A 19,650-nucleotide genomic window follows, 5' to 3' on the forward strand; every position below is an offset into this window, starting at 1 on the left:
GGTGGCGGAACCGGCCCGTCTGCGTCAGCCTGCCTGTCACGGGACACTCGCGTCCCGGTCCTCTCGATCAAGTCGACCAGGTCGAGGACGACAAGCGTGGGAGGCAGCAACGTGAGCAGCTCGCTCTTCCGGACGAAGAACGTGGAGCAATCGATCCGGGACACCGAGGAACCGGAACACGCGCTCAAGAAGTCGCTCTCCGCGCTCGACCTGACCGTTTTCGGCGTCGGCGTGATCATCGGTACCGGAATCTTCGTGCTGACCGGACAGGTCGCGAAGAACAACGCCGGCCCCGCGGTCGCCCTGGCCTTCGTCGCCGCCGGTGTGGTCTGCGCCCTCGCCGCCCTGTGCTACGCCGAATTCGCGTCCACGGTCCCGGTGGCGGGCTCGGCGTACACCTTCAGCTACGCCTCCCTGGGCGAGCTGCCCGCCTGGATCATCGGCTGGGACCTGGTCCTCGAATTCGCGCTCGGCACCGCGGTGGTCGCGGTCGGCTGGTCCGGCTACATCCGCTCACTGCTGGACAACGCGGGCTGGCACCTGCCGGAATACCTCTCCGGACGGGACGGCGCCCACGGCTTCGGCTTCGACATCCTCGCCGCGCTCCTGGTGCTCGTCCTGACCGCGATCCTCGTCCTCGGCATGAAACTCTCGGCTCGGATCACCTCGCTGGTCGTCGCGATCAAAGTGGCCGTCGTGCTCATCGTGATCATCGCCGGCGCCTTCTTCGTGCGCGCCCACAACTACCACCCCTTCATCCCGCCGGCCCAGCCCGTGCCCGCCGGTGCCAGCCTCAAGGCGCCGCTGGTGCAGCTGATGTTCGGCTGGGCGCCCGCCAACTTCGGCGTGATGGGCATCTTCACCGCCGCCTCGGTGGTGTTCTTCGCCTTCATCGGCTTCGACATCGTGGCCACCGCCGCCGAGGAGACCCGCAACCCGCAGCGGGACGTGCCGCGCGGCATCCTCGGCTCGCTGATCATCTGCACCGTGCTCTACGTGGCCGTCTCCATCGTCGTCACCGGCATGCAGAACTACACCCAGCTGTCCGTGGACGCCCCGCTCGCCGACGCCTTCAAATCCATCGGACACCCCTGGTACGCGGGCGTGATCAGCTTCGGCGCCGCCATCGGACTGACCACCGTGTGCCTGATCCTGCTGCTCGGCCAGACCCGGGTGTTCTTCGCGATGAGCCGCGACGGGCTGCTGCCGCGCTTCTTCTCCCGGGTGCACCCCCGGTTCCGGACCCCGCACCGGCCGACCATCCTGCTCGGTGTGATCATCGCGATCGTCGCCGGTTTCACCAGCCTCAGCGAGCTTGCCGAACTGGTCAATATCGGCACATTGTTCGCGTTCGTGGTCGTGGCGATCAGCGTGATCATTCTGCGCAAGACGCGCCCCGACCTGCCCCGCGCCTTCCGCACCCCCTGGGTTCCGGTCGTTCCGATCGTCTCCGTGTGCGCCACGCTCTGGCTGATGCTCAATCTGCCCGCCGAGACCTGGCTGCGCTTCGCCATCTGGATGGTGATCGGCTTCGCCGTCTACTTCCTCTACGGCCGCTCGCACAGCCGTCTCGCCCACCCCGAGCAGCCCACGAAACCGGAACCCGCACCGCCGATCTCGTGACCGGCCCGGCGGCGCGGCCCGGCGGCGCGGGGCGGACCGGCGGGCGGCTCAGCCAGATCGGAAGAGCACACGTCGGCGGGCGGCTCAGCCGAGCACCGCGCGCGGCCCGGTCACCCGCGCCCCCAGCGCCGTCACCCGGCCCCGCAGCTCACGGTCCGCGGTGACGACCAGACAGGTACGGCCCGCCGCCTCCCCGGCCAGCTCCACGATCCGGTCGTCCCCGCTGCCGGGCGCCTCCGCCACCCGCACCCCCGGCACGGACGCCACCCCGCGCGCGGCGCCCTCGACCACCAGCACCAGTTCGAGCGGCCCGGGCAGCTCCGCCGTACCCGAGGCGGCGTACGCCACCAGGCGGTCGCGCAGCCGTTCGGCGGCCCCGCGCCGGTCGCGCCACCAGCCGTCGGGCACCGAGCCGACCACATTGGCGCCGTCGACGATGAGCAGGGGCAGGAGGTTCCTCATGCCTGCCATGGTGCCCGCCCGCCGGGCGCACAGGCTCCCGGCTTAAAGTGACCGGGTGAACGGAGACTGGCTCCTTCGCGGCCGAGACGGCCGGCTCAGCGTCTACCAGTCGTCGGGCGACGCCGTCCTGTGCCGGGCGGAGAGCGCCCCCGGCGGCCCCTGGACCGGTCCGCGCAAGGTCGGCGGCGAGCAGAAACTGCATCCCGTCCCGGCCCTCGGCCAGGGCGCGGACGGCTACACCCACCTGGTGTCCTGGCGGCCCACCGGCAACGGCGAGTCGGGCCTCGTGCACTCCACCCACTTCCGCGCCCACCTCGCCGCCCTGGACTGGAGCCCGGTCGGCCCCCCCGACAAGAAGGGCGACCGCACCGGAGGGCCTGCCGTCGCCGTGGACGCGCAGGGCCGCGCCCATGTCTTCGTGCGCAACAAGGGCGGCGGCGTCAGCATGCTCGCGCAGAAGGAGAAGGGCGGCTGGGAACCCTGGCGGGACCTCGGCGGCAAGGGCGTCCAGGACGGACTCGCCGCGGTGACGGGGGAGTCCGGCCGGGTCGAGCTGTACGCGGCGGGCCCCGAGGGCGTCCTGTACTGGCGCCAGGAGGCCCCCGGCGCCCAGCCGGTACTCCAGGAGCCCCTGAAGACCCCGGTCCGCCCAAGGACCCTGTACGCCCTCGCCACGTCCGCCGGGAACACGACGCTCTACTTCACCGGCACCGACGGCGAACTGCGCGCCTGGCGCCCCGGCGGCAAACCGGTCACCCTGCTGACGGCCGCGGGCCACGGCCCGGTCAGCGCCGTCCGCTGCGACCTCGACGGCCATGACTGCACCCTGCTGGCCCAGCGCTCCGCCACCGGCCGCGTCGCCTTCGCCGCCTACCCGACCGAACTGGAGTCCGCGGGCGCCTGGTGGACCGAATCGGGCCCCCGGCTCACGGTGGACGCCCGGGTGTCCCTCACGACGGACGAGGACGGCCGGGTGGTCGCGGCGACCCTCTCCCCGTCGATCGGCCAACTCCTGCTGACCCGCCGCAAGGACGAACCGGGCCTCGCGCTGGAGGCATGGCGAGCGGTCTGAGCGGATCGAGAGCGATACGACCGTATCGAGTGCGGACGGGCACGGACGAGCACGGACAGGCATGGACGGGCGCGCGCGGGCACGGACGGGCACAGGCGAAAGGGCCCCCGCCGAGGCGGGGGCCCTTCACATTGGCGCTGCCGGTGTTACGCCGGAACGCTCGCCACGCCCGGCGCCAGGAACGGCTTGCCGTTCACCCGCTCCGAGACGCCCTCGCGGTCCAGGTACGGCGTGATGCCGCCCAGGTGGAAGGGCCAGCCGGCGCCCGTGATCAGGCACAGGTCGATGTCCTGGGCCTCGGCGACGACGCCCTCGTCCAGCATCAGCCCGATCTCCTGCGCCACCGCGTCCAGGACGCGCTCGCGCACCTGCGCCTCGGTCAGGACCACATCGCCCTGCTTGAGGAGCGCCGCGACCTCGGGGTCCAGCTCCGGCTTGCCGCTGTCGTAGACGTAGAAGCCGCGCTTGCCGGCCTCGACCACGGCCTTCAGGTTCGGGGAGACCGTGAAGCGGTCCGGGAAGGCCCGGTTGAGGGTCTCCGAGACATGCAGGCCGATCGCCGGGCCCACCAGTTCGAGCAGGACCAGCGGGGACATCGGCAGGCCCAGCGGCTCGACCGCCTTCTCGGCGACCTCGACCGGGGTGCCCTCGTCGATGACGTTCTGGATCTCGCCCATGAAGCGGGTCAGGATGCGGTTCACGACGAACGCCGGGGCGTCCTTGACCAGCACCGCGGTCTTCTTCAGCTTCTTGGCGACCGCGAACGCGGTGGCCAGGGAGGCGTCGTCGGTCTGCTCGCCGCGCACGATCTCCAGCAGCGGCAGGATCGCGACCGGGTTGAAGAAGTGGAAGCCCACGACCCGCTCGGGGTGCTGGAGCTTGGCGGCCATCTCCGACACCGACAGCGAGGAGGTGTTGGTCGCGAGGATCGCGTGCGCCGGGGCGACCGCCTCGACCTCCGCGAACACCTTCTGCTTGACGCTCATCTCCTCGAACACGGCTTCGATGATGAAGTCCGCGTCCGCGAAGCCCTCGGCCTTGTCCAGGACACCGGTGACCAGCGCCTTGAGGCGGTTGGCCTTGTCCTGGTGGATACGGCCCTTGCCGAGCAGCTTGTCGATCTCGGTGTGGACGTAGCCCACACCCTTGTCGACGCGCTCCTGGTCGATGTCGGTCAGCACGACCGGCACCTCCAGGCGGCGCAGGAAGAGCAGCGCGAGCTGGCTGGCCATCAGACCGGCGCCGACGACGCCGACCTTGGTGACCGGGCGGGCCAGGCTCTTGTCCGGGGCGCCGACGGGGCGCTTGCCGCGCTTCTGCACCAGGTTGAACGAGTAGATGCCGGCGCGCAGTTCGCCGCCCATGATCAGGTCGGCGAGCGCCTGGTCCTCGGCGTCGTACCCCTGCTGGAGGTCACCGTTCTTGGCGGCCTCGATGATCTCCAGGGCGCGGTAGGCGGCCGGGGCCGCGCCGTGCACCTTGGAGTCGGCGATGAAGCGGCCCTTGGCGACGGCCTGGTCCCAGGCCTCGCCGCGGTCGATCTCCGGACGCTCGACGGTGACGTCGCCCTTGAGGACCTGGGCGGTCCACAGCAGCGACTGCTCCAGGAAGTCGGCACCCTCGAACAGGGCGTCGGCGATGCCCAGTTCGAAGACCTGCTTGCCCTTGAGCTGCTTGTTCTGGTTCAGCGAGTTCTCGATGATCACCGAGACGGCCTTGTCGGCGCCGATCAGGTTCGGCAGCAGGGTGCAGCCGCCCCAGCCGGGGACCAGACCGAGGAAGACCTCGGGCAGAGAGAACGCCGGGATCGCCTGGGAGACGGTGCGGTAGGTGCAGTGCAGACCGACCTCGACACCGCCGCCCATGGCCGCGCCGTTGTAGTAGGCGAAGGTCGGCACGGCGAGGCCCGAGAGGCGCTTGAAGACCTCGTGGCCGCCCTTGCCGATGGCGAGCGCGTGCTCGTGCTCCTTCAGCAGCTCGACGCCCTTGAGGTCGGCGCCGACGGCGAAGATGAACGGCTTGCCGGTGATGCCGATACCGGCGATCGCGCCCTCGGCCGCCTCCTGCTCGACCTGGTCGATCGCCGCGTTCAGATTGGCGAGCGAGGCCGGGCCGAAGGTGGTCGGCTTGGTGTGGTCCAGGCCGTTGTCCAGAGTGATCAGCGCGAAGCGGCCGGCGCCGAAGGGGAGGTCGAAGTGGCGCACGTGCGCACTGGTGACGACCTCGTCGGGGAACAGGCCCGAAGCCTGCTTCAGAAGCTCGGTGGTGCTCACTTGTCCCCCTCGAAGTGCGGGTTCTCCCAGATGACCGTCGCGCCCATGCCGAAGCCGACGCACATGGTGGTCAGGCCGTAGCGGACGTGCGGCTGCTCCTCGAACTGGCGGGCCAGCTGCGTCATCAGACGGATGCCGGAGGAGGCCAGCGGGTGGCCGAAGGCGATGGCGCCGCCGTACTGGTTGACGCGCGCGTCGTCGTCCGCGATGCCGTAGTGCTCCAGGAAGGCCAGCACCTGGACGGCGAAGGCCTCGTTGATCTCGAACAGGCCGATGTCAGAGATGGACAGGCCCGCCTGGGCGAGCGCCTTCTCGGTGGCCGGGATCGGGCCGTAGCCCATGACCTCGGGCTCCACCCCGGCGAAGGCGTAGGAGACCAGGCGCATCTTGACCGGGAGGCCGTGCTCGCGGGCGAAGTCCTCGCTGGCGACGATCGACGCGGTGGCACCGTCGTTCAGACCGGCCGAGTTACCGGCGGTGACGCGGCCGTGGACGCGGAACGACGTCTTCAGGTTGGCCAGGCCCTCCAGGGTGGTCCCCGGGCGCATCGGCTCGTCGGCGGTGACCAGGCCCCAGCCGGTCTCGCCGCCCACGTCGGTGGTGCGGCGCACCGAGATCGGCACCAGGTCCTGCTGGATCTTGCCGTCGGCGTACGCCTTGGCGGCCTTCTCCTGCGAGCGCACCGCGTACTGGTCGGCACGCAGCTTGGTGATGCTCGGGTAGCGGTCGTGCAGGTTCTCCGCGGTCATGCCCATGAACAGGGCCGACTCGTCCACCAGCTTCTCGCTGACGAAGCGCGGGTTGGGGTCGACGGCCTCGCCCATCGGGTGGCGGCCCATGTGCTCGACACCACCGGCGATGACGGCGTCGTAGGCGCCGAAGGCGATGGAACCGGCGACGGACGTCACGGCGGTCAGACCACCGGCGCACATCCGGTCGATGGAGTAACCCGGCACCGACTGCGGCAGGCCGGCCAGGATGCCGGCGGTGCGGCCGAGGGTCAGACCCTGGTCACCGATCTGCGTGGTCGCGGCGATGGCGACCTCGTCGATCTTCTTCGGGTCCAGGCCGGGGTTGCGGCGCAGCAGCTCCCGGATCGCCTTGACGACGAGGTCGTCGGCGCGAGTCTCGTGGTAGATGCCCTTCGGGCCCGCTTTGCCGAACGGGGTGCGGACGCCGTCGACGAAGACGACGTCCCTGACGGTACGAGGCACGATGGCTCTCCTCCATGGTGCGGGACGCTGAGCGCTTGCTTAAGCCCATGCTACTTGCGAGTAATGTAGTTGCCCAGCCCACCGTTGGGGAGCGGCGAAGGTCACACCGACGGCCGCTATCTTGGCGCGATTACGACGCCCCGGACGCGCCCCCGAGGGGCGCGGGAGCTGCGTGAGCCACCCGCGGCGACCCGTGGCCGCCGTGCCTCGCCGACCGCCCGCGGCGCTCAGGCGCCCTTTCCCGACAGCGCGGTCACCAGGACCGGCGTCACCAGTTCCACCTGCCACGCACGCGCGCCGTATCCCGCGAGCGCCGTCGAGACGGATCCCGCGTCGACCGCGGCGGGCGGCTGCCAGCAGAGCCTGCGGACCGTGTCCGGGGAGATCAGGTTCTCCTGCGGCATGGACAACTGCTCGGCCAGCGCCGTCACCGCAGCCCGCGCCGCGGAGAGCCGTGCCGCCGCCGACGGGTCCTTGTCGGCCCACGCCCGGGGCGGGGGCGGACCCGTCACCGGCTGTCCCGGCTGCGGCAGCTCGGACTCCGGCAGCGCCTTCGCCCGGTCCACCGCCGCCTGCCACTGCTCCAGCTGCCGCCGCCCGGTGCGGTGCCCGAACCCGGTCAGCGCGGCCAGCGCGTGCACATTGCCCGGCACGGCCAGCGCCGCCTCCACGATCGCCGCGTCCGGCAGCACCTTGCCGGGCGAGACGTCACGCCGCTGCGCGATGCGGTCCCGCGTCTCCCACAGCTCCCGTACGACGGCCAGCTGCCGCCGTCGCCGTACCTTGTGCATCCCGGACGTACGGCGCCAGGGCTCCTTGCGGGGCTCGGCCGGCGGGGCGCTCGCGATCGCGTCGAACTCCTGGAGGGCCCACTCCAGCTTGCCCTGGCGGTCCAGCTCCTTCTCCAGGGCGTCGCGCAGGTCCACGAGGAGCTCGACATCGAGCGCGGCATAGCGCAGCCACGGCTCGGGCAGCGGGCGGGTGGACCAGTCGACGGCGGAGTGGCCCTTCTCCAGGACGAAGCCGAGCACGTTCTCCACCATGGCGCCGAGGCCCACCCGGGGGAACCCGGCGAGCCGCCCGGCCAGTTCGGTGTCGAACAGCAGGGTGGGGAGCATGCCTATCTCGCGCAGGCACGGCAGGTCCTGGGTGGCCGCGTGCAGCACCCACTCCACGCCGGACAGCGCCTCGCCGAGCGCGGACAGGTCGGGGCAGGCGACGGGGTCGATCAGTGCGGTGCCGGCGCCCTCGCGGCGCAGCTGCACCAGATACGCGCGCTGGCCGTAGCGATACCCGGAGGCGCGCTCGGCGTCCACGGCGACCGGCCCGGAGCCGGCGGCGAAGGCGGCGACCACCTCGGCGAGCGCCGTCTCGTCGGCGACCACGGGCGGAATGCCCTCGCGGGGTTCGAGAAGGGGTGTCGGCGCCTCCGTCACAGAAGATCCGGCGTCGTCGGGAGACGTGTCTCCATTGCTGCGCCGGGTGCTGTCTGCTGCGGTGTCTTGGGCGTCGGTCACCTGTCAAGGGTATCCATGCGTGGACAGCACCCGTCGCCGGAACGTTCCGTCGACGGGCGCCGAGGGGTCGTAAACCAGTCAGCCCGGTGAAATCGCCGGTTCAGAGGGGTGAAACGGCCGTATTCCGGAAGAGGTCGGTGGGAAGGGGGGAGTGGGGGGAGTGGGGGGAACGGGGCAGTGGGGGACGGGTCAGTGGATGATGCCGGTGCGCAGGGCCACGGCGACCATGCCGGCCCGGTCGCCGGTGCCCAGCTTGCGGGCGATGCGGGCGAGGTGGCTCTTCACGGTGAGGGCGGACAGGCCCATGGACACGCCGATCGCCTTGTTCGACTGGCCCTCCGCGACCAGGCGCAGCACCTCGACCTCGCGTCCGGACAGTTCGCGGTAGCCGCCCGGGTGGCTCGGGGCACCCGGGGGGCGGCGGTGCATACGGGCGGCGCCGCCGAGGGGGGCGGCACCGGGCCGGGTGGGGAGCCCGATGTTGGTGCGGGTGCCGGTGACGACGTAGCCCTTGACCCCGCCGGCCAGGGCGTTGCGGACCGCGCCGATGTCGTCGGCGGCGGAGAGGGCGAGCCCGTTGGGCCAGCCCGCGGCGCGGGTCTCGGAGAGCAGGGTCAGGCCGGAGCCGTCGGGCAGGTGGACGTCGGCGACGCAGATGTCGCGGGGGTTGCCGATGCGGGGACGAGCCTCCGCGATGGACGAGGCCTCGATCACATCGCGCACACCGAGCGCCCACAGATGGCGGGTGACGGTGGAACGCACGCGCGGGTCGGCCACGACCACCATGGCGGTCGGCTTGTTCGGGCGGTAGGCGACCAGGCTTGCGGGTTGCTCAAGGAGAACGGACACCAGGCCTCCTGGGTGGGGGGACGGGGCCGGCTTGTGGGGAAGAAGCCGGGACGAACCGTGCTTTCAAGGTCACAGTCGTCTTCGGCAGCAAACGTGTCCGCCTTTAGAGAGTGATCACGATCTAGTGAGTAACAATCCGTGCAATTCGGACACACGCTCGATCACCCGAAGATCGAATCGGTCCGAGCGGATGCGATTCGAGTTCACAATGTGGCCGTATCGACAAAGAGATGGTCAATAAGGCGCCCCGGAGGATGACGGCGGCCGTCACCCGCCGTCACTTCACCGGGACTGCGGACCCCTGCGCTGCGGCAGCGTCACCACCGAGGTGTCACCGGGACCGGCCGGCGGCAGCCCCCCGACCTGGGCCAGCAGATCGCACCAGGAGATCAGGTGGGCCGCCGCGTCCGGCACCCCGCCGCGGCCCTCGCGCGGCGTCCAGGAGGCCCGGATCTCGATCTGCGAGGCGGCCGGCCGGTCGGCGAGACCGCCGAAGTAGTGCGAACTCGCGCGCGTGACGGTGCCGCTCGGCTCGCCGTAGCCGAGGCCGCGCGCACCCAGCGCCCCGGTCAGCCAGGACCAGCACACCTCCGGCAGCAGCGGATCGGCCGCCATCTCCGGCTCCAGCTCCGCCCGCACCAGCGTCACCAGCCGGAACGTGCCCCGCCAGGCGTCGTGCCCGGCCGGGTCGTGCAGCAGCACCAGGCGCCCGTCGGCCAGCTCCTGCTCGCCGTCGACCACCACCGCCTCCAGCGCGTACGCGTACGGCGCGAGCCGCTGCGGCGCGGGGGTCGGCTCCACCTCGACCTGCGGGCGCAGCCGGCAGCCGCGCAGGGCTTCGACCGCGGCCCGGAACGCCGGCGGACCCGCGGCACCCGGGTGCCGGTCCGCCTCCTCGGTGTCCTTCACGTCGCCCAATCCGTCAGCGCCTTCCGACCTGTGTCCGTGAGCCGCAGCCATGCGGGGAAGAGTAAGGGGAATCGGGCCTCTGCGCAGGCAAGACACCCCGCGACGTGCGCTTGCTCGCCGCCTGTGCACGGCCCGTCCACACCGCATGCGAGACTTTTCCCGTGACCGCCAACGACGCCCCTGCGGGCAAGCAGCCGACCGCGACGTACGACAGCGCCTTCCTCAAGGCGTGCAGGCGCGAACCCGTGCCGCACACCCCCGTGTGGTTCATGCGCCAGGCCGGCCGCTCGCTGCCCGAGTACCACAAGGTCCGCGAGGGCATCTCCATGCTGGAGTCCTGCACCCGGCCCGAGCTGGTCACCGAGATCACCCTCCAGCCGGTGCGGCGCCACCACGTGGACGCGGCGATCTACTACAGCGACATCGTCGTCCCGCTCAAGGCCATCGGCCTCGACCTCGACATCAAGCCCGGCGTCGGCCCGGTCGTGGAGCGGCCCATCCGCACCCGCGCCGACCTGGCCCGGCTGCGCGACCTGACCCCCGAGGACATCCCGTACGTCACCGAGGCCATCGGGATGCTCACCCGCGAGCTGGGCGCCACCCCGCTGATCGGCTTCGCGGGCGCCCCCTTCACCCTCGCCAGCTACCTGGTCGAGGGCGGCCCCTCGCGCACGTACGAGAACGCCAAGGCGATGATGTACGGCGACCCCGAGCTGTGGGCCGACCTGCTGGACCGCCTCGCCGACATCACCGCCACCTTCCTCAAGGTGCAGCTCGACGCCGGTGTCTCCGCGGTGCAGCTCTTCGACTCCTGGGCCGGTGCCCTCGCCCCCGCCGACTACCGGCGCTCGGTGATGCCCGCCTCGGCCAAGGTCTTCGACGCGGTCGCGGGCTACGGCGTGCCGCGCATCCACTTCGGCGTCGGCACCGGCGAGCTGCTCGGCCTGGTGGGCGAGGCCGGCGCGGACGTCGTCGGCGTCGACTGGCGCGTCCCGCTGGACGAGGCCGTCCGCCGCGTCGGCCCCGGCAAGGCGCTCCAGGGCAACCTGGACCCGACCGTGCTGTTCGCGGGCAAGGACGTCGTCGAGGCCAAGGCCCAGGAGGTGCTGGACGCCGCCGCGGGTCTGGAGGGCCATGTCTTCAACCTCGGCCACGGCGTGATGCCCAAGACCGACCCGGACGCGCTGACCCGCCTCGTGGAGTACGTGCACGGCGCGAGCGCCCGCTGACGCTCACCAGTTCTGGTAGTAGGGCCGCGCGCGCCTGCCGAACAGCAGGCCGGGCGGCTCCGGCGGGGGCGGGGTGCCGGGCTTCAGCGGCAGGGCGATGAGCAGGCCCACCAGGAAGCCGATCACGTGCGCGACGTACGCCACCGTCCCCGCGCCGGAGACCCCCTGCCCGGACGAGTACACGGCCTGGAGCACGAACCAGAAGCCCAGCACCAGCCAGGCCGGCAGCCGCAGCGGCAGGAACACCAGGAACGGCACCAGCACCCAGACCCGGGCCCTCGGCCACAGCACGATGTAGGCGCCGAGCACCCCGGCGATCGCGCCCGACGCGCCGATCAGCGGGTCGCCCGAACCGGCGTTCAGCAGCGCGAAGCCGTATCCGGCCGCGTAGCCGCAGACGAGGTAGAAGACGAAGAAGCGGATGTGGCCCATCCGGTCCTCGACGTTGTTGCCGAAGATCAGCAGGAACAGCATGTTGCCCAGCAGGTGCAGCCAGCTGCCGTGCACGAACATCGCCGTGAACACCGACAGCGGCGGCGACTTGTGAAAGCCGCGCGGGGCCACCACACACCCCGGGCCGTGCGGGCCGACGCCCACCTGGCCGGTCGGCACCAGATGCGGGACCCGGCCGTGGATCAGCTCGCTCGGGACCGCCGCGAAGCGGTCCATGAAGGCTTCCAGATGGCACAGCTGCGCCAGGTTCTCGCCGCCGGTCAGCGAGCCGGGCATGCCGGGCGTCGACAGGAACACCAGGACGTTCGCGGCGATCAGCGCGTACGTCACCCAGGGGGTGCGGCGCACCGGATTGATGTCATGGACGGGGATGACCACGAAGGAGTAGTGCCCGGCGAGCCCGCGCCCAACCGGGTGGACCGGCGGGCGGCCGGGCGCCGGTCAGCTCCCGTGCACCTGCCGCGCCGCCTTGCGCGCGGCCACCAGGACCGGGTCCCACACCGGTGAGAACGGCGGCGCGTAGCCGAGGTCCAGGGCGGTCATCTGCTCCACCGTCAGCCGCGCGGTCAGCGCCACCGCCGCGATGTCCACCCGCTTGGCCGCGCCCTCCCGCCCCACGATCTGCACGCCGAGGAGCCGCCCGGTGCGGCGTTCGGCGAGCATCTTGACGGTCATCGGGGAGGCACCCGGGTAGTAGCCGGCCCGGCTGGTCGACTCGATGGTGACCGCCTCGAACTCCAGGCCCACCCGGCGCGCGTCCTTCTCGCGCAGACCGGTGCGGGCGATCTCCAGGTCGCAGACCTTGCTGACCGCCGTACCGACCACACCCGGGAAGGTCGCGTAACCGCCGCCCGCGTTGGTGCCGATGACCTGGCCGTGCTTGTTGGCGTGGGTGCCCAGCGGGACGTACTGCTCCTGCCCCGAGACCAGGTTCAGCACCTCCACGCAGTCGCCGCCCGCCCAGATGTTCTCGTGGCCGCGCACCCGCATGGCCAGGTCGGTGAGCAGCCCGCCGTGGGCGCCGAGCGGCAGCCCGGCGGCGCGCGCGAGGGCGGTCTCGGGGCGGACGCCGATGCCGAGGACCACCACGTCGGCCGGGTACTCGGCGTGCCGGGTGGCCACCGCGCGGACCCGGCCGTCCGCGCCGGTGAGGATCTTGGTGACCTCGGTGCCGTTCACCATGGTGATGCCGAGGCCCTCCATGGCGCGGTGCACCAGGCGGCCCATGTCCGGATCGAGGGTCGACATGGGCTGCTCGCCGCGGTTGACGACCGTCACCTCGAAGCCCCGGTCGATCAGCGCCTCGGCCATCTCCACGCCGATGTACCCGGCGCCCACGACCACCGCGCGCCGGCCCTTCGCCCGGGCCAGCGTGTCGATCAGCGCCTGCCCGTCGCCCAGGGTCTGCACGCCGTGCACCCCGGGGGCGTCCGCGCCCGGCAGCTCCGGGCGGACCGGAAGGGCCCCCGTGGCGATCACCAGCTTGTCGTACGACACCCATGACGCGGCGCCGGAATCCACGTCCCGCGCGCGGACCCGCCGCCCCGCCACGTCCAGCTCGGTGACCTCGGTGCGCAGCCGCAGGTCGATGTCTCGGGCGCGGTGCTCCTCGGGGGTGCGGGCGATCAGGTCGTCCCGCTCGGGGACCGCGCCGCCCACCCAGTAGGGGATGCCGCACGCCGAGAACGAGGTGAAGTGACCGCGCTCGAACGCCACGATCTCCAGCTCCTCGGGCCCCTTCCGCCGCCGCGCCTGCGACGCCGCCGACATGCCCGCCGCGTCCCCGCCGACGACGACCAGCCGCTCCCGCCCCTGATGCATGCTCATGAGGACACGCTAGAGGGTCCCGGCCGCCGCGCGACGCGGGACCTACGGCCCTGTCAGCGCTGTCAGTGGGGTCTGAGAGAGTGGGGACCATGAGCGCAACGGGTACGAGTTCGGGGCACGCCGTCGTCATCGGAGCCGGTGTCGCCGGTCTTGCCGCCGCCCACCGGCTGCTGGAGCGCGGCGCGCGGGTGACGGTCCTCGAAGCGTCCGAGCGGGTCGGCGGCAAGCTGCTGCCCGGCGAGATCGCGGGCGTCCGGGTCGACCTCGGCGCCGAGTCGATGCTCGCCCGCCGCCCCGAGGCCGTGGCCCTCGCCCGCGAGGTCGGCCTGGACGGCCGGCTGCGGCCCCCGGCGGTCGCGGGCGCCGCGATCTGGACCCGCGGCGCGCTGCGCCCCATGCCCAAGGGCCATGTGATGGGCGTGCCCGGCACCGCCGCCGCCCTCACCGGAGTCCTGTCCGCGGACGGCCTGGCCCGCATCGAACAGGACGCCGTGCTGCCCCGCACCGAGGTCGGCGACGACGTGGCGGTGGGGGAGTACGTGGCGGCGCGCCTCGGCCGCGAGGTCGTGGACCGCCTCGTCGAACCCCTGCTCGGCGGGGTCTACGCGGGCGACGCGTACCGCATCTCGATGCGCTCCGCCGTCCCCCAGCTCTTCCAGGCCGCCCGCGCGCACGCCTCCCTGACCGAGGGCGTCCGCGAGATCCAGGCCAAGGCCGCCGCCCATCAGCAGAGCGGGCCCGTGTTCATGGGCATCGAGGGCGGCGTGGGCACCCTGCCGCTCGCCGTCGCCGAGTCCGTCCGGGCGCGCGGCGGCGAGATCCGCACCGAGGCGCCCGTCACCGAGCTGCGCCGGGACCCCACGGGCGGCTGGCGGATCACCGCGGCCGGGCGGCAGCTGCACGCCGACGCCGTGGTGGTCGCCGTACCCGCCCCCGCCGCCGCCCGGCTGCTGCGCCCCGAGTCCCCGGCCGCCGCCGCCGAACTGGCCGCCGTCGAGTACGCCTCGATGGCCCTGATCACCCTCGCCTACCGGCGCGCCGACCTGGACCTGCCCGAGGGCAGCGGCTTCCTGGTGCCGCCGGTCGACGGACGCACCATCAAGGCCGCCACGTTCGCCTCCCAGAAGTGGGGCTGGATCGCCGAGCAGGACCCGGACACGGTCGTGCTGCGCACCTCGGTCGGGCGGTACGGCGAGACGGCGGTCCTCGGCCGGGACGACGCCGACCTGGTGGAGGTCTCCCGGCAGGACCTCCGCGAGGCCGTCGGCATCGGGGCCGCGCCCGTCGAGACCCGGGTCACCCGCTGGACCGACGGGCTGCCGCAGTACCCGGTCGGGCACCACGGCCGGGTGGCCCGGATCCGCGAGCACATCGCCAAGCTTCCGGGCCTCGCGGTCTGCGGCGCGCAGTACGACGGCGTGGGCATCCCCGCGTGTATCGCGAGCGCGAACGCGGCCGTGGATCAGCTGTCCGGTGATCCGCGCGGGGCCGAGGAGCTGACGGCCCACCCGGTGCAGAGCCTTCACGGCGGAGCAGGAGAATAGGAACCATGAGTGACGACGCCCCCACCACCGAGTCCGGCAGGATCCCCAACAAGGGCAAGCTGGCCAAGGACCTGAACGATGTCATCCGCTACACCCTGTGGTCGGTCTTCAAGCTGAAGGACGTGCTGCCGGCCGACCGCGCGGGCTACGCCGACGAGGTCCAGGAGCTGTTCGACCAGCTCGCCGCCAAGGACGTGACGATCCGCGGCACGTACGACCTGTCCGGTATGCGGGCCGACGCCGATGTGATGATCTGGTGGCACGCGGAGACCAGCGACCAGCTCCAGGAGGCGTACAGCCTGTTCCGCCGCACCAGGCTGGGCCGCGCGCTGGAGCCGGTGTGGTCCAACATGGCGCTGCACCGCCCGGCCGAGTTCAACCGCTCGCACATCCCGGCGTTCCTCGCCGACGAGACGCCCCGCGACTATGTGAGCGTCTACCCCTTCGTGCGCTCGTACGACTGGTACCTGCTGCCCGACGAGGACCGCCGCCGGATGCTCGCCGACCACGGCAAGATGGCCCGCGGTTACCCGGACGTGCGCGCCAACACGGTCGCCTCGTTCTCGCTGGGCGACTACGAGTGGATCCTCGCCTTCGAGGCGAACGACCTGTCCCGCATCGTCGACCTCATGCGCCATCTGCGCGGCTCCGAGGCCCGGATGCATGTCCGCGAGGAGGTCCCGTTCTACACAGGCCGCCGCAAGGACGTGGCGGACCTGGTGGCGGGGCTGGCGTAAGACTCAGCCCGCGGTCCGTCCCCGGCCGGGGACGGGTTCGGCGCGGGGCGCGCAGGACGCGTTCCGCGCCGGGAGGCGGCCCGTCAGCAGATAGTCGTCCATGTAGGCGTTGACGCATTTGTTGGGGCCGCCGCCGATGCCGTGCGTGCCCGCGCCGCGCTCGGTCACCAGCAGGGAGCCGGCCAGCCGCCGGTTCATCTCCAGGGCCCCCGAGTACGGCGCGGCCGCGTCCCGTTCGGCCGCCAGGATCAGCACCGGGGGCAGCGCGCCGGGCTCGGTGCGCACGTCCAGGGGCCGCTGCCGGGGCGCCGGCCAGTACGCGCAGGGCAGGTTCATCCACGCGTTGTCCCAGGTCTCGAAGGGCGCGACGCGGGCCAGCCGGGTGTTGTCCCGGTCCCACACCGCCCAACGCGTGGGCCAGGGCGCGTCATTGCACTCGACGGCGGTGTACACGGCGGTGCCGTTCTCCGCCGCGGTCGCCGATCCGGGATCCGGGGAGGCCAGTTGGGCCAGCGGTTTCGGGTTGCCGTGCAGATAGGCGGAGAGGGCGGCGGCGCGGCTCGGCCAGGCGGAGTCGTAGTAGCCGGCCGTCAGGAACGCGTTCTGCAACTGGCCCGGCCCGACCTTCCCGCCCGCCGGTCTCCGGGCGAGCCGCGCGGCGGCGGTGTCGTAACTCCCCTGCACCTTCCGCGGCGTGGCGCCGAGGCGGTACACGTCGTCGTGCCGGGCGATCCAGTCCCGGAGGTCCGCCCAGCGCCGCTCGAACGCGGCCGACTGGTTGAGGTTGCCGCGATACCAGATCTGCTCCGGATCCGGGTTCACCGCCGCGTCCAGCACCATCCGGCGCACATGGGAGGGGAACATCGCCGCGTACAGCGAGCCGTAGTACGTGCCGTACGACGCGCCGAGGAACGTCAGCCGGTCCTCGCCCAGTGCGGCCCGCAGGACGTCCAGGTCCCGCGCGTTGTTCAGGGAGTTGAAGAAGCGCAGCCCGGGGCCCGAGCGCCGGGCGCAGCCGCGGGCGTACGCCTTCGCCTCCGCCACGCGCTCACGTTTGTACGACTCCGAGGGCCGGGTCGGCGCGAGGGTGGGCGCCTTGCCGAACCGCTTCGGGTCCTCGCAGGACAGCGGCGCGGAGCGGCCCACCCCGCGCGGGGCGTAGCCGACCAGGTCGTACGCGGCGGCGATCCGCTTCCAGGCGGGCAGGGTGCCGGCCAGCGCGAAGTACATGCCGGAGGCGCCGGGGCCGCCCGGGTCGTAGACGAGGGCGCCCTGCCGGGAGACCGTGCGCTGGCCGTCCTCGCCGGTGGCCGGGGCCCGGCTGACGGTGAGCGCGATCTGCTTGCCGTCCGGGTGGGCGTAGTCCAGGGGGACGGAGACGGTGCCGCAGCGCAGACCGGCCGGGGCGTGCGGGACGGGCGGCACCTCGGCGGGGTCGCAGGCGCCGTAGCGCGGGCCGGTGGCACGGGCGCGGAGGGCGGCGACGATCGTGCCGCGCAGTTCGGCGGCGCCGGAGGGGAACGGCACGCCGGGCAGGCGCGGCGTGGCGCCCACCGGGGCGGTGGCCAGGGCGGTCAGCAGCAGCGAGACGGCGGCCGAGTGGACGGCTGCGGCTTTCATCCGGCATCCCTTCGGTCACCGAGGCGGACACCAGGGATGTTTCGTCCCGCCGCCGGGGAAGGCAAGCACCGCCCGGCGGGTGTCGGCGCCCGCGCTCCGATGCGCCCCCTACTCCCGGTGTGGCGCGTCGCGGTGGGCGAAGGCCGCGCGCAGCTCCGGTTCGCCGATCGCGCGGATGCCGCGCAGCGCGACGGAGGTGAGGAACGACGGCTCGTCCCCGGAGCGCCGCCGCCGCAGCAGCGCGCCCAGCACCCGCTGCCCGGCGGCGGAGGCCCACGGCGAGTACGGGTGCACCTCGAAGCGGGCTATGGCCAGACAGCTCAGCGACAGCGTGAACGGCAGCAGGAACCACAGGCCGACCATCAGCCGTGAGGTGTCGGCCTCAAGGGGCAGCAGCAGCGCGGCGACGGCGAGGACCGCCACCGCGAGCGCGGCGGCGCGGACCTGGCGCACGGCCGCGCCGATGGTGAGGCCCCCGGCGTCGGGGACGGCGAGGCCGCTGCGCACGAGGCGGTCGGCGAGGCGTCGTACGGCGTCGGCGCGGGCGGCGCGGGTCCGCACGGGCGCGATGCGGGACTGGCCCTCGGGGCCGATCGCCCCGATGACGGACCGCTCGATCTCGTCCCGGCCGAGCGGGTCGACGACGGTGGCCCAGCCGGTGTGGGCGAGGTGCAGGCGCCGCTGGCGGGCCATGGACAGGAGGGTGACATCGGCGACGCGCTGGGGCCCACCGGACAGGAACGCGGCCTCGTACAGGCTCAGATCAGGCTCTCCGAGCACTCCCGCGGGGTCCGGGTCCGCGGCTGCGGCGCGCATCGCCGCGAGACAGAGACGGACGCAGGCCGTGGCGGTGAACGCCCAGGCGGGGAGCAGGAGGAGGAGCCAGAACATGAGGTGTTTTGTATGTCAGGGGTGGCGGTCGGCGCCAGGATTTTTCACATGCGGACGGTGCGCTTCAGGCGCGTACGGACGGCGCGTTCCGGGCGCGCCCCAGCAGCACCCGGCGGGCCGCCCGCGCCACCCGTCGCCGCGGGGCCGGGCCGGAGCGGTCCAGCCACCACTCCCGCAGCTCCCGCCTCGGGAGATCCGTCCGGTCTCCGTCCAGCAGGAACCCGGCGAAGTCCAGCGCGTCCCGCCGGTACCCCGCGCGCATCGGCCGCTCCCGCGCGTACTCCAGGAACGCCTCCCGGTACGACGCCCCCAGCAGTACCGGCAGCTCCGGCGCCACCTTCGCCACCACGTCCGCCCGCTTCGCCGCGAGCGCTCGCGCCTGCACCCCCAGCCGTGCCCGGTCGAACCCCTCGGGCACGGGCGTCCCGGCCACCAGCGAGGACAGCACGGCGGCCTGCGCGACCCCGAGCCGCTGCCGGGCGCCCCCGGTGTCCTCGGTGTCTCCGGAGTCCGTGCGCGCCGGTGCGGCGGGCCGCGCCGTGGCCGTTGCCTGCCGTCCGCCCTCCACCACCTTCCGGATCGCCGCCAACTCGCGCTCCAGCTCGGCCGGTTCGGGGAAGTTCTCGTCGCGTTCCAGCAGCACGCCGGGCGGGGCGGCCCGGGCGGCGAGGTCGGCGAGGATGCCGAGCACCGCGCCCGGCACCGGGTGCGCGTGGCTGTCGTGCCACACGCCGTCGCGCTCGACGCCGCCCGCGACATGGACGTAGGCGATCGCCTCCAGCGGCAGCCCGTCCAGCGCCTCGGCCGGGTCCTCGCCGCGGTTGACATGGTTGGTGTGCAGGTTGGCCACGTCGATCAGCAGCCGTACGCCGGTCCGCTCGGCCAGCTCGTACAGGAACTGCCCCTCGGTCAGCTCCTCGTCCGGCCAGGAGAACAGCGCGGCGATGTTCTCCACGGCGAGCGGCACCGGCAGCGCGTCCTGGGCGATGCGCACGTTCTCGCAGAGCACGTCGAGCGCGTCCCGGGTGCGCGGCACCGGCAGCAGATGGCCCGCCTCCAGCGGCGGCGACGCGGTGAGCGCGCCGCCCGCCCGGACGAACGCGATGTGCTCAGTGACCAGCGGCGACCCGAGCGCCTGGGCGCGTTCGGCGAGCGCCGTGAGCCGTCCGGCGTCGGGCCGCCGCGCGCCGCCGAGCCCGAGGGAGACACCGTGCGGGACCACGGTCACCCCGCGCTCCCGCAACCGCACCAGCGACGCGGGGAGATGGCCGGGGCAGACGTTCTCCGCCACGACCTCCACCCAGTCGATCCCGGGCATCCGCTCCACGGCCTCGGCGATCTCCGGCCGCCAGCCGATCCCCGTCCCCAGTCTCCCCATGACCTGTCCCCCTCCTCGCCCCCCGGCGCACGCGTCGTACATGACCCCGGCG

General features: G+C 72.8%; 16 protein-coding genes. 5 read left to right on the top strand and 11 right to left on the bottom strand.

What is annotated here, in order from left to right; all coding sequences use genetic code 11:
* Positions 1-111 precede the first annotated feature (111 nt).
* Entirely contained in the window at positions 112-1,623 is a 1,512-nt protein-coding gene (locus ACLF5H_RS00350; RefSeq protein ID WP_421674215.1) for an amino acid permease, read from the top strand.
* Positions 1,624-1,707: 84 nt separating this feature from the next.
* On the opposite strand, the gene ACLF5H_RS00355 is transcribed toward ACLF5H_RS00350, so the two are convergent.
* Entirely contained in the window at positions 1,708-2,085 is a 378-nt protein-coding gene (locus tag ACLF5H_RS00355; protein ID WP_421674040.1) for an NTP pyrophosphohydrolase, read from the bottom strand.
* A gap of 55 nt (positions 2,086-2,140) precedes the next feature.
* Here ACLF5H_RS00355 and ACLF5H_RS00360 point away from each other — a divergent pair, with 55 nt between their 5' ends.
* The gene (locus ACLF5H_RS00360; protein ID WP_421674041.1) at positions 2,141-3,157 is read left to right on the top strand and encodes a hypothetical protein; all 1,017 of its coding nucleotides are present in this window, start codon (positions 2,141-2,143) and stop codon (positions 3,155-3,157) included.
* Positions 3,158-3,303: 146 nt separating this feature from the next.
* On the opposite strand, the gene ACLF5H_RS00365 is transcribed toward ACLF5H_RS00360, so the two are convergent.
* From ACLF5H_RS00365 to ACLF5H_RS00385, 5 genes are all read right to left on the bottom strand, one after another.
* Entirely contained in the window at positions 3,304-5,430 is a 2,127-nt protein-coding gene (locus tag ACLF5H_RS00365; RefSeq protein ID WP_421674042.1) for a 3-hydroxyacyl-CoA dehydrogenase NAD-binding domain-containing protein, read from the bottom strand.
* Complete coding sequence (locus ACLF5H_RS00370) at positions 5,427-6,644, bottom strand: thiolase family protein (RefSeq protein WP_421674043.1); 1,218 nt, start codon at positions 6,642-6,644, stop codon at positions 5,427-5,429. The genes ACLF5H_RS00365 and ACLF5H_RS00370 overlap by 4 nt, the downstream gene beginning before the upstream one ends.
* Before the next feature lie 227 nt (positions 6,645-6,871).
* Positions 6,872-8,161: a ribonuclease D gene (locus tag ACLF5H_RS00375; RefSeq protein ID WP_421674044.1), complete on the bottom strand. Its 1,290-nt coding sequence runs from the start codon at positions 8,159-8,161 to the stop codon at positions 6,872-6,874.
* A 189-nt stretch (positions 8,162-8,350) separates the two neighbouring features.
* Complete coding sequence (locus ACLF5H_RS00380) at positions 8,351-9,010, bottom strand: response regulator transcription factor (protein WP_046419368.1); 660 nt, start codon at positions 9,008-9,010, stop codon at positions 8,351-8,353.
* A gap of 282 nt (positions 9,011-9,292) precedes the next feature.
* A complete protein-coding gene (locus ACLF5H_RS00385; protein ID WP_421674045.1) occupies positions 9,293-9,970 on the bottom strand; it encodes a DUF3000 domain-containing protein in 678 nt (225 codons plus the stop codon).
* Positions 9,971-10,080: 110 nt separating this feature from the next.
* Between ACLF5H_RS00385 and hemE the strand changes: the two genes are divergently transcribed.
* Positions 10,081-11,148 (top strand): uroporphyrinogen decarboxylase, encoded by a 1,068-nt coding sequence (gene hemE / locus ACLF5H_RS00390; protein ID WP_421674046.1) that lies wholly within the window; start codon positions 10,081-10,083, stop codon positions 11,146-11,148.
* Positions 11,149-11,151: 3 nt separating this feature from the next.
* On the opposite strand, the gene ACLF5H_RS00395 is transcribed toward hemE, so the two are convergent.
* The gene (locus ACLF5H_RS00395; protein ID WP_421674047.1) at positions 11,152-11,979 is read right to left on the bottom strand and encodes a rhomboid family intramembrane serine protease; all 828 of its coding nucleotides are present in this window, start codon (positions 11,977-11,979) and stop codon (positions 11,152-11,154) included.
* Between the two features lie 63 nt (positions 11,980-12,042).
* Positions 12,043-13,428, bottom strand: coding sequence for an FAD-dependent oxidoreductase (locus tag ACLF5H_RS00400; RefSeq protein ID WP_421674048.1), 1,386 nt, complete (start codon positions 13,426-13,428; stop codon positions 12,043-12,045).
* Positions 13,429-13,517: 89 nt separating this feature from the next.
* On the opposite strand from ACLF5H_RS00400, the gene hemG reads away from it, so the two are divergent.
* Both hemG and hemQ read left to right on the top strand, forming a co-directional pair.
* Positions 13,518-14,972, top strand: coding sequence for a protoporphyrinogen oxidase (hemG, locus tag ACLF5H_RS00405; RefSeq protein ID WP_421674049.1), 1,455 nt, complete (start codon positions 13,518-13,520; stop codon positions 14,970-14,972).
* Between the two features lie 5 nt (positions 14,973-14,977).
* On the top strand, positions 14,978-15,709 hold the full coding sequence (hemQ, locus tag ACLF5H_RS00410; RefSeq protein ID WP_086812596.1) for a hydrogen peroxide-dependent heme synthase: 732 nt from the start codon (positions 14,978-14,980) through the stop codon (positions 15,707-15,709).
* A 3-nt stretch (positions 15,710-15,712) separates the two neighbouring features.
* Here hemQ and ACLF5H_RS00415 read toward each other — a convergent pair whose 3' ends face one another.
* The 3 genes from ACLF5H_RS00415 to ACLF5H_RS00425 form a co-directional block, all read right to left on the bottom strand.
* Positions 15,713-17,329, bottom strand: coding sequence for an alpha/beta hydrolase (locus ACLF5H_RS00415; RefSeq protein WP_421674050.1), 1,617 nt, complete (start codon positions 17,327-17,329; stop codon positions 15,713-15,715).
* A gap of 108 nt (positions 17,330-17,437) precedes the next feature.
* Positions 17,438-18,220 (bottom strand): TIGR04222 domain-containing membrane protein, encoded by a 783-nt coding sequence (locus ACLF5H_RS00420; protein ID WP_421674051.1) that lies wholly within the window; start codon positions 18,218-18,220, stop codon positions 17,438-17,440.
* A 64-nt stretch (positions 18,221-18,284) separates the two neighbouring features.
* Entirely contained in the window at positions 18,285-19,598 is a 1,314-nt protein-coding gene (locus ACLF5H_RS00425) for a DUF692 domain-containing protein (protein ID WP_421674052.1), read from the bottom strand.
* Between the last annotated feature and the right edge of the window lie 52 nt (positions 19,599-19,650).

The sequence above is a fragment of the Streptomyces sp. LaBMicrA B280 genome (genome assembly GCF_049222185.1).
In the GTDB taxonomy this organism is placed as follows: domain Bacteria; phylum Actinomycetota; class Actinomycetes; order Streptomycetales; family Streptomycetaceae; genus Streptomyces; species Streptomyces murinus.

Bases quoted from the DNA above. Each gene is read 5' to 3' on its own strand.
- ACLF5H_RS00355 (WP_421674040.1), bottom strand. From the start codon at position 2,085: ATGAGGAACCTCCTGCCCCTGCTCATCGTCGACGGCGCCAATGTGGTC.
- ACLF5H_RS00385 (WP_421674045.1), bottom strand. From the start codon at position 9,970: ATGGCTGCGGCTCACGGACACAGGTCGGAAGGCGCTGACGGATTGGGC.
- ACLF5H_RS00400 (WP_421674048.1), bottom strand. From the start codon at position 13,428: ATGAGCATGCATCAGGGGCGGGAGCGGCTGGTCGTCGTCGGCGGGGAC.
- hemG (WP_421674049.1), top strand. From the start codon at position 13,518: ATGAGCGCAACGGGTACGAGTTCGGGGCACGCCGTCGTCATCGGAGCC.
- hemQ (WP_086812596.1), top strand. From the start codon at position 14,978: ATGAGTGACGACGCCCCCACCACCGAGTCCGGCAGGATCCCCAACAAG.
- ACLF5H_RS00415 (WP_421674050.1), bottom strand. From the start codon at position 17,329: ATGAAAGCCGCAGCCGTCCACTCGGCCGCCGTCTCGCTGCTGCTGACC.
- ACLF5H_RS00420 (WP_421674051.1), bottom strand. From the start codon at position 18,220: ATGTTCTGGCTCCTCCTCCTGCTCCCCGCCTGGGCGTTCACCGCCACG.
- ACLF5H_RS00425 (WP_421674052.1), bottom strand. From the start codon at position 19,598: ATGGGGAGACTGGGGACGGGGATCGGCTGGCGGCCGGAGATCGCCGAG.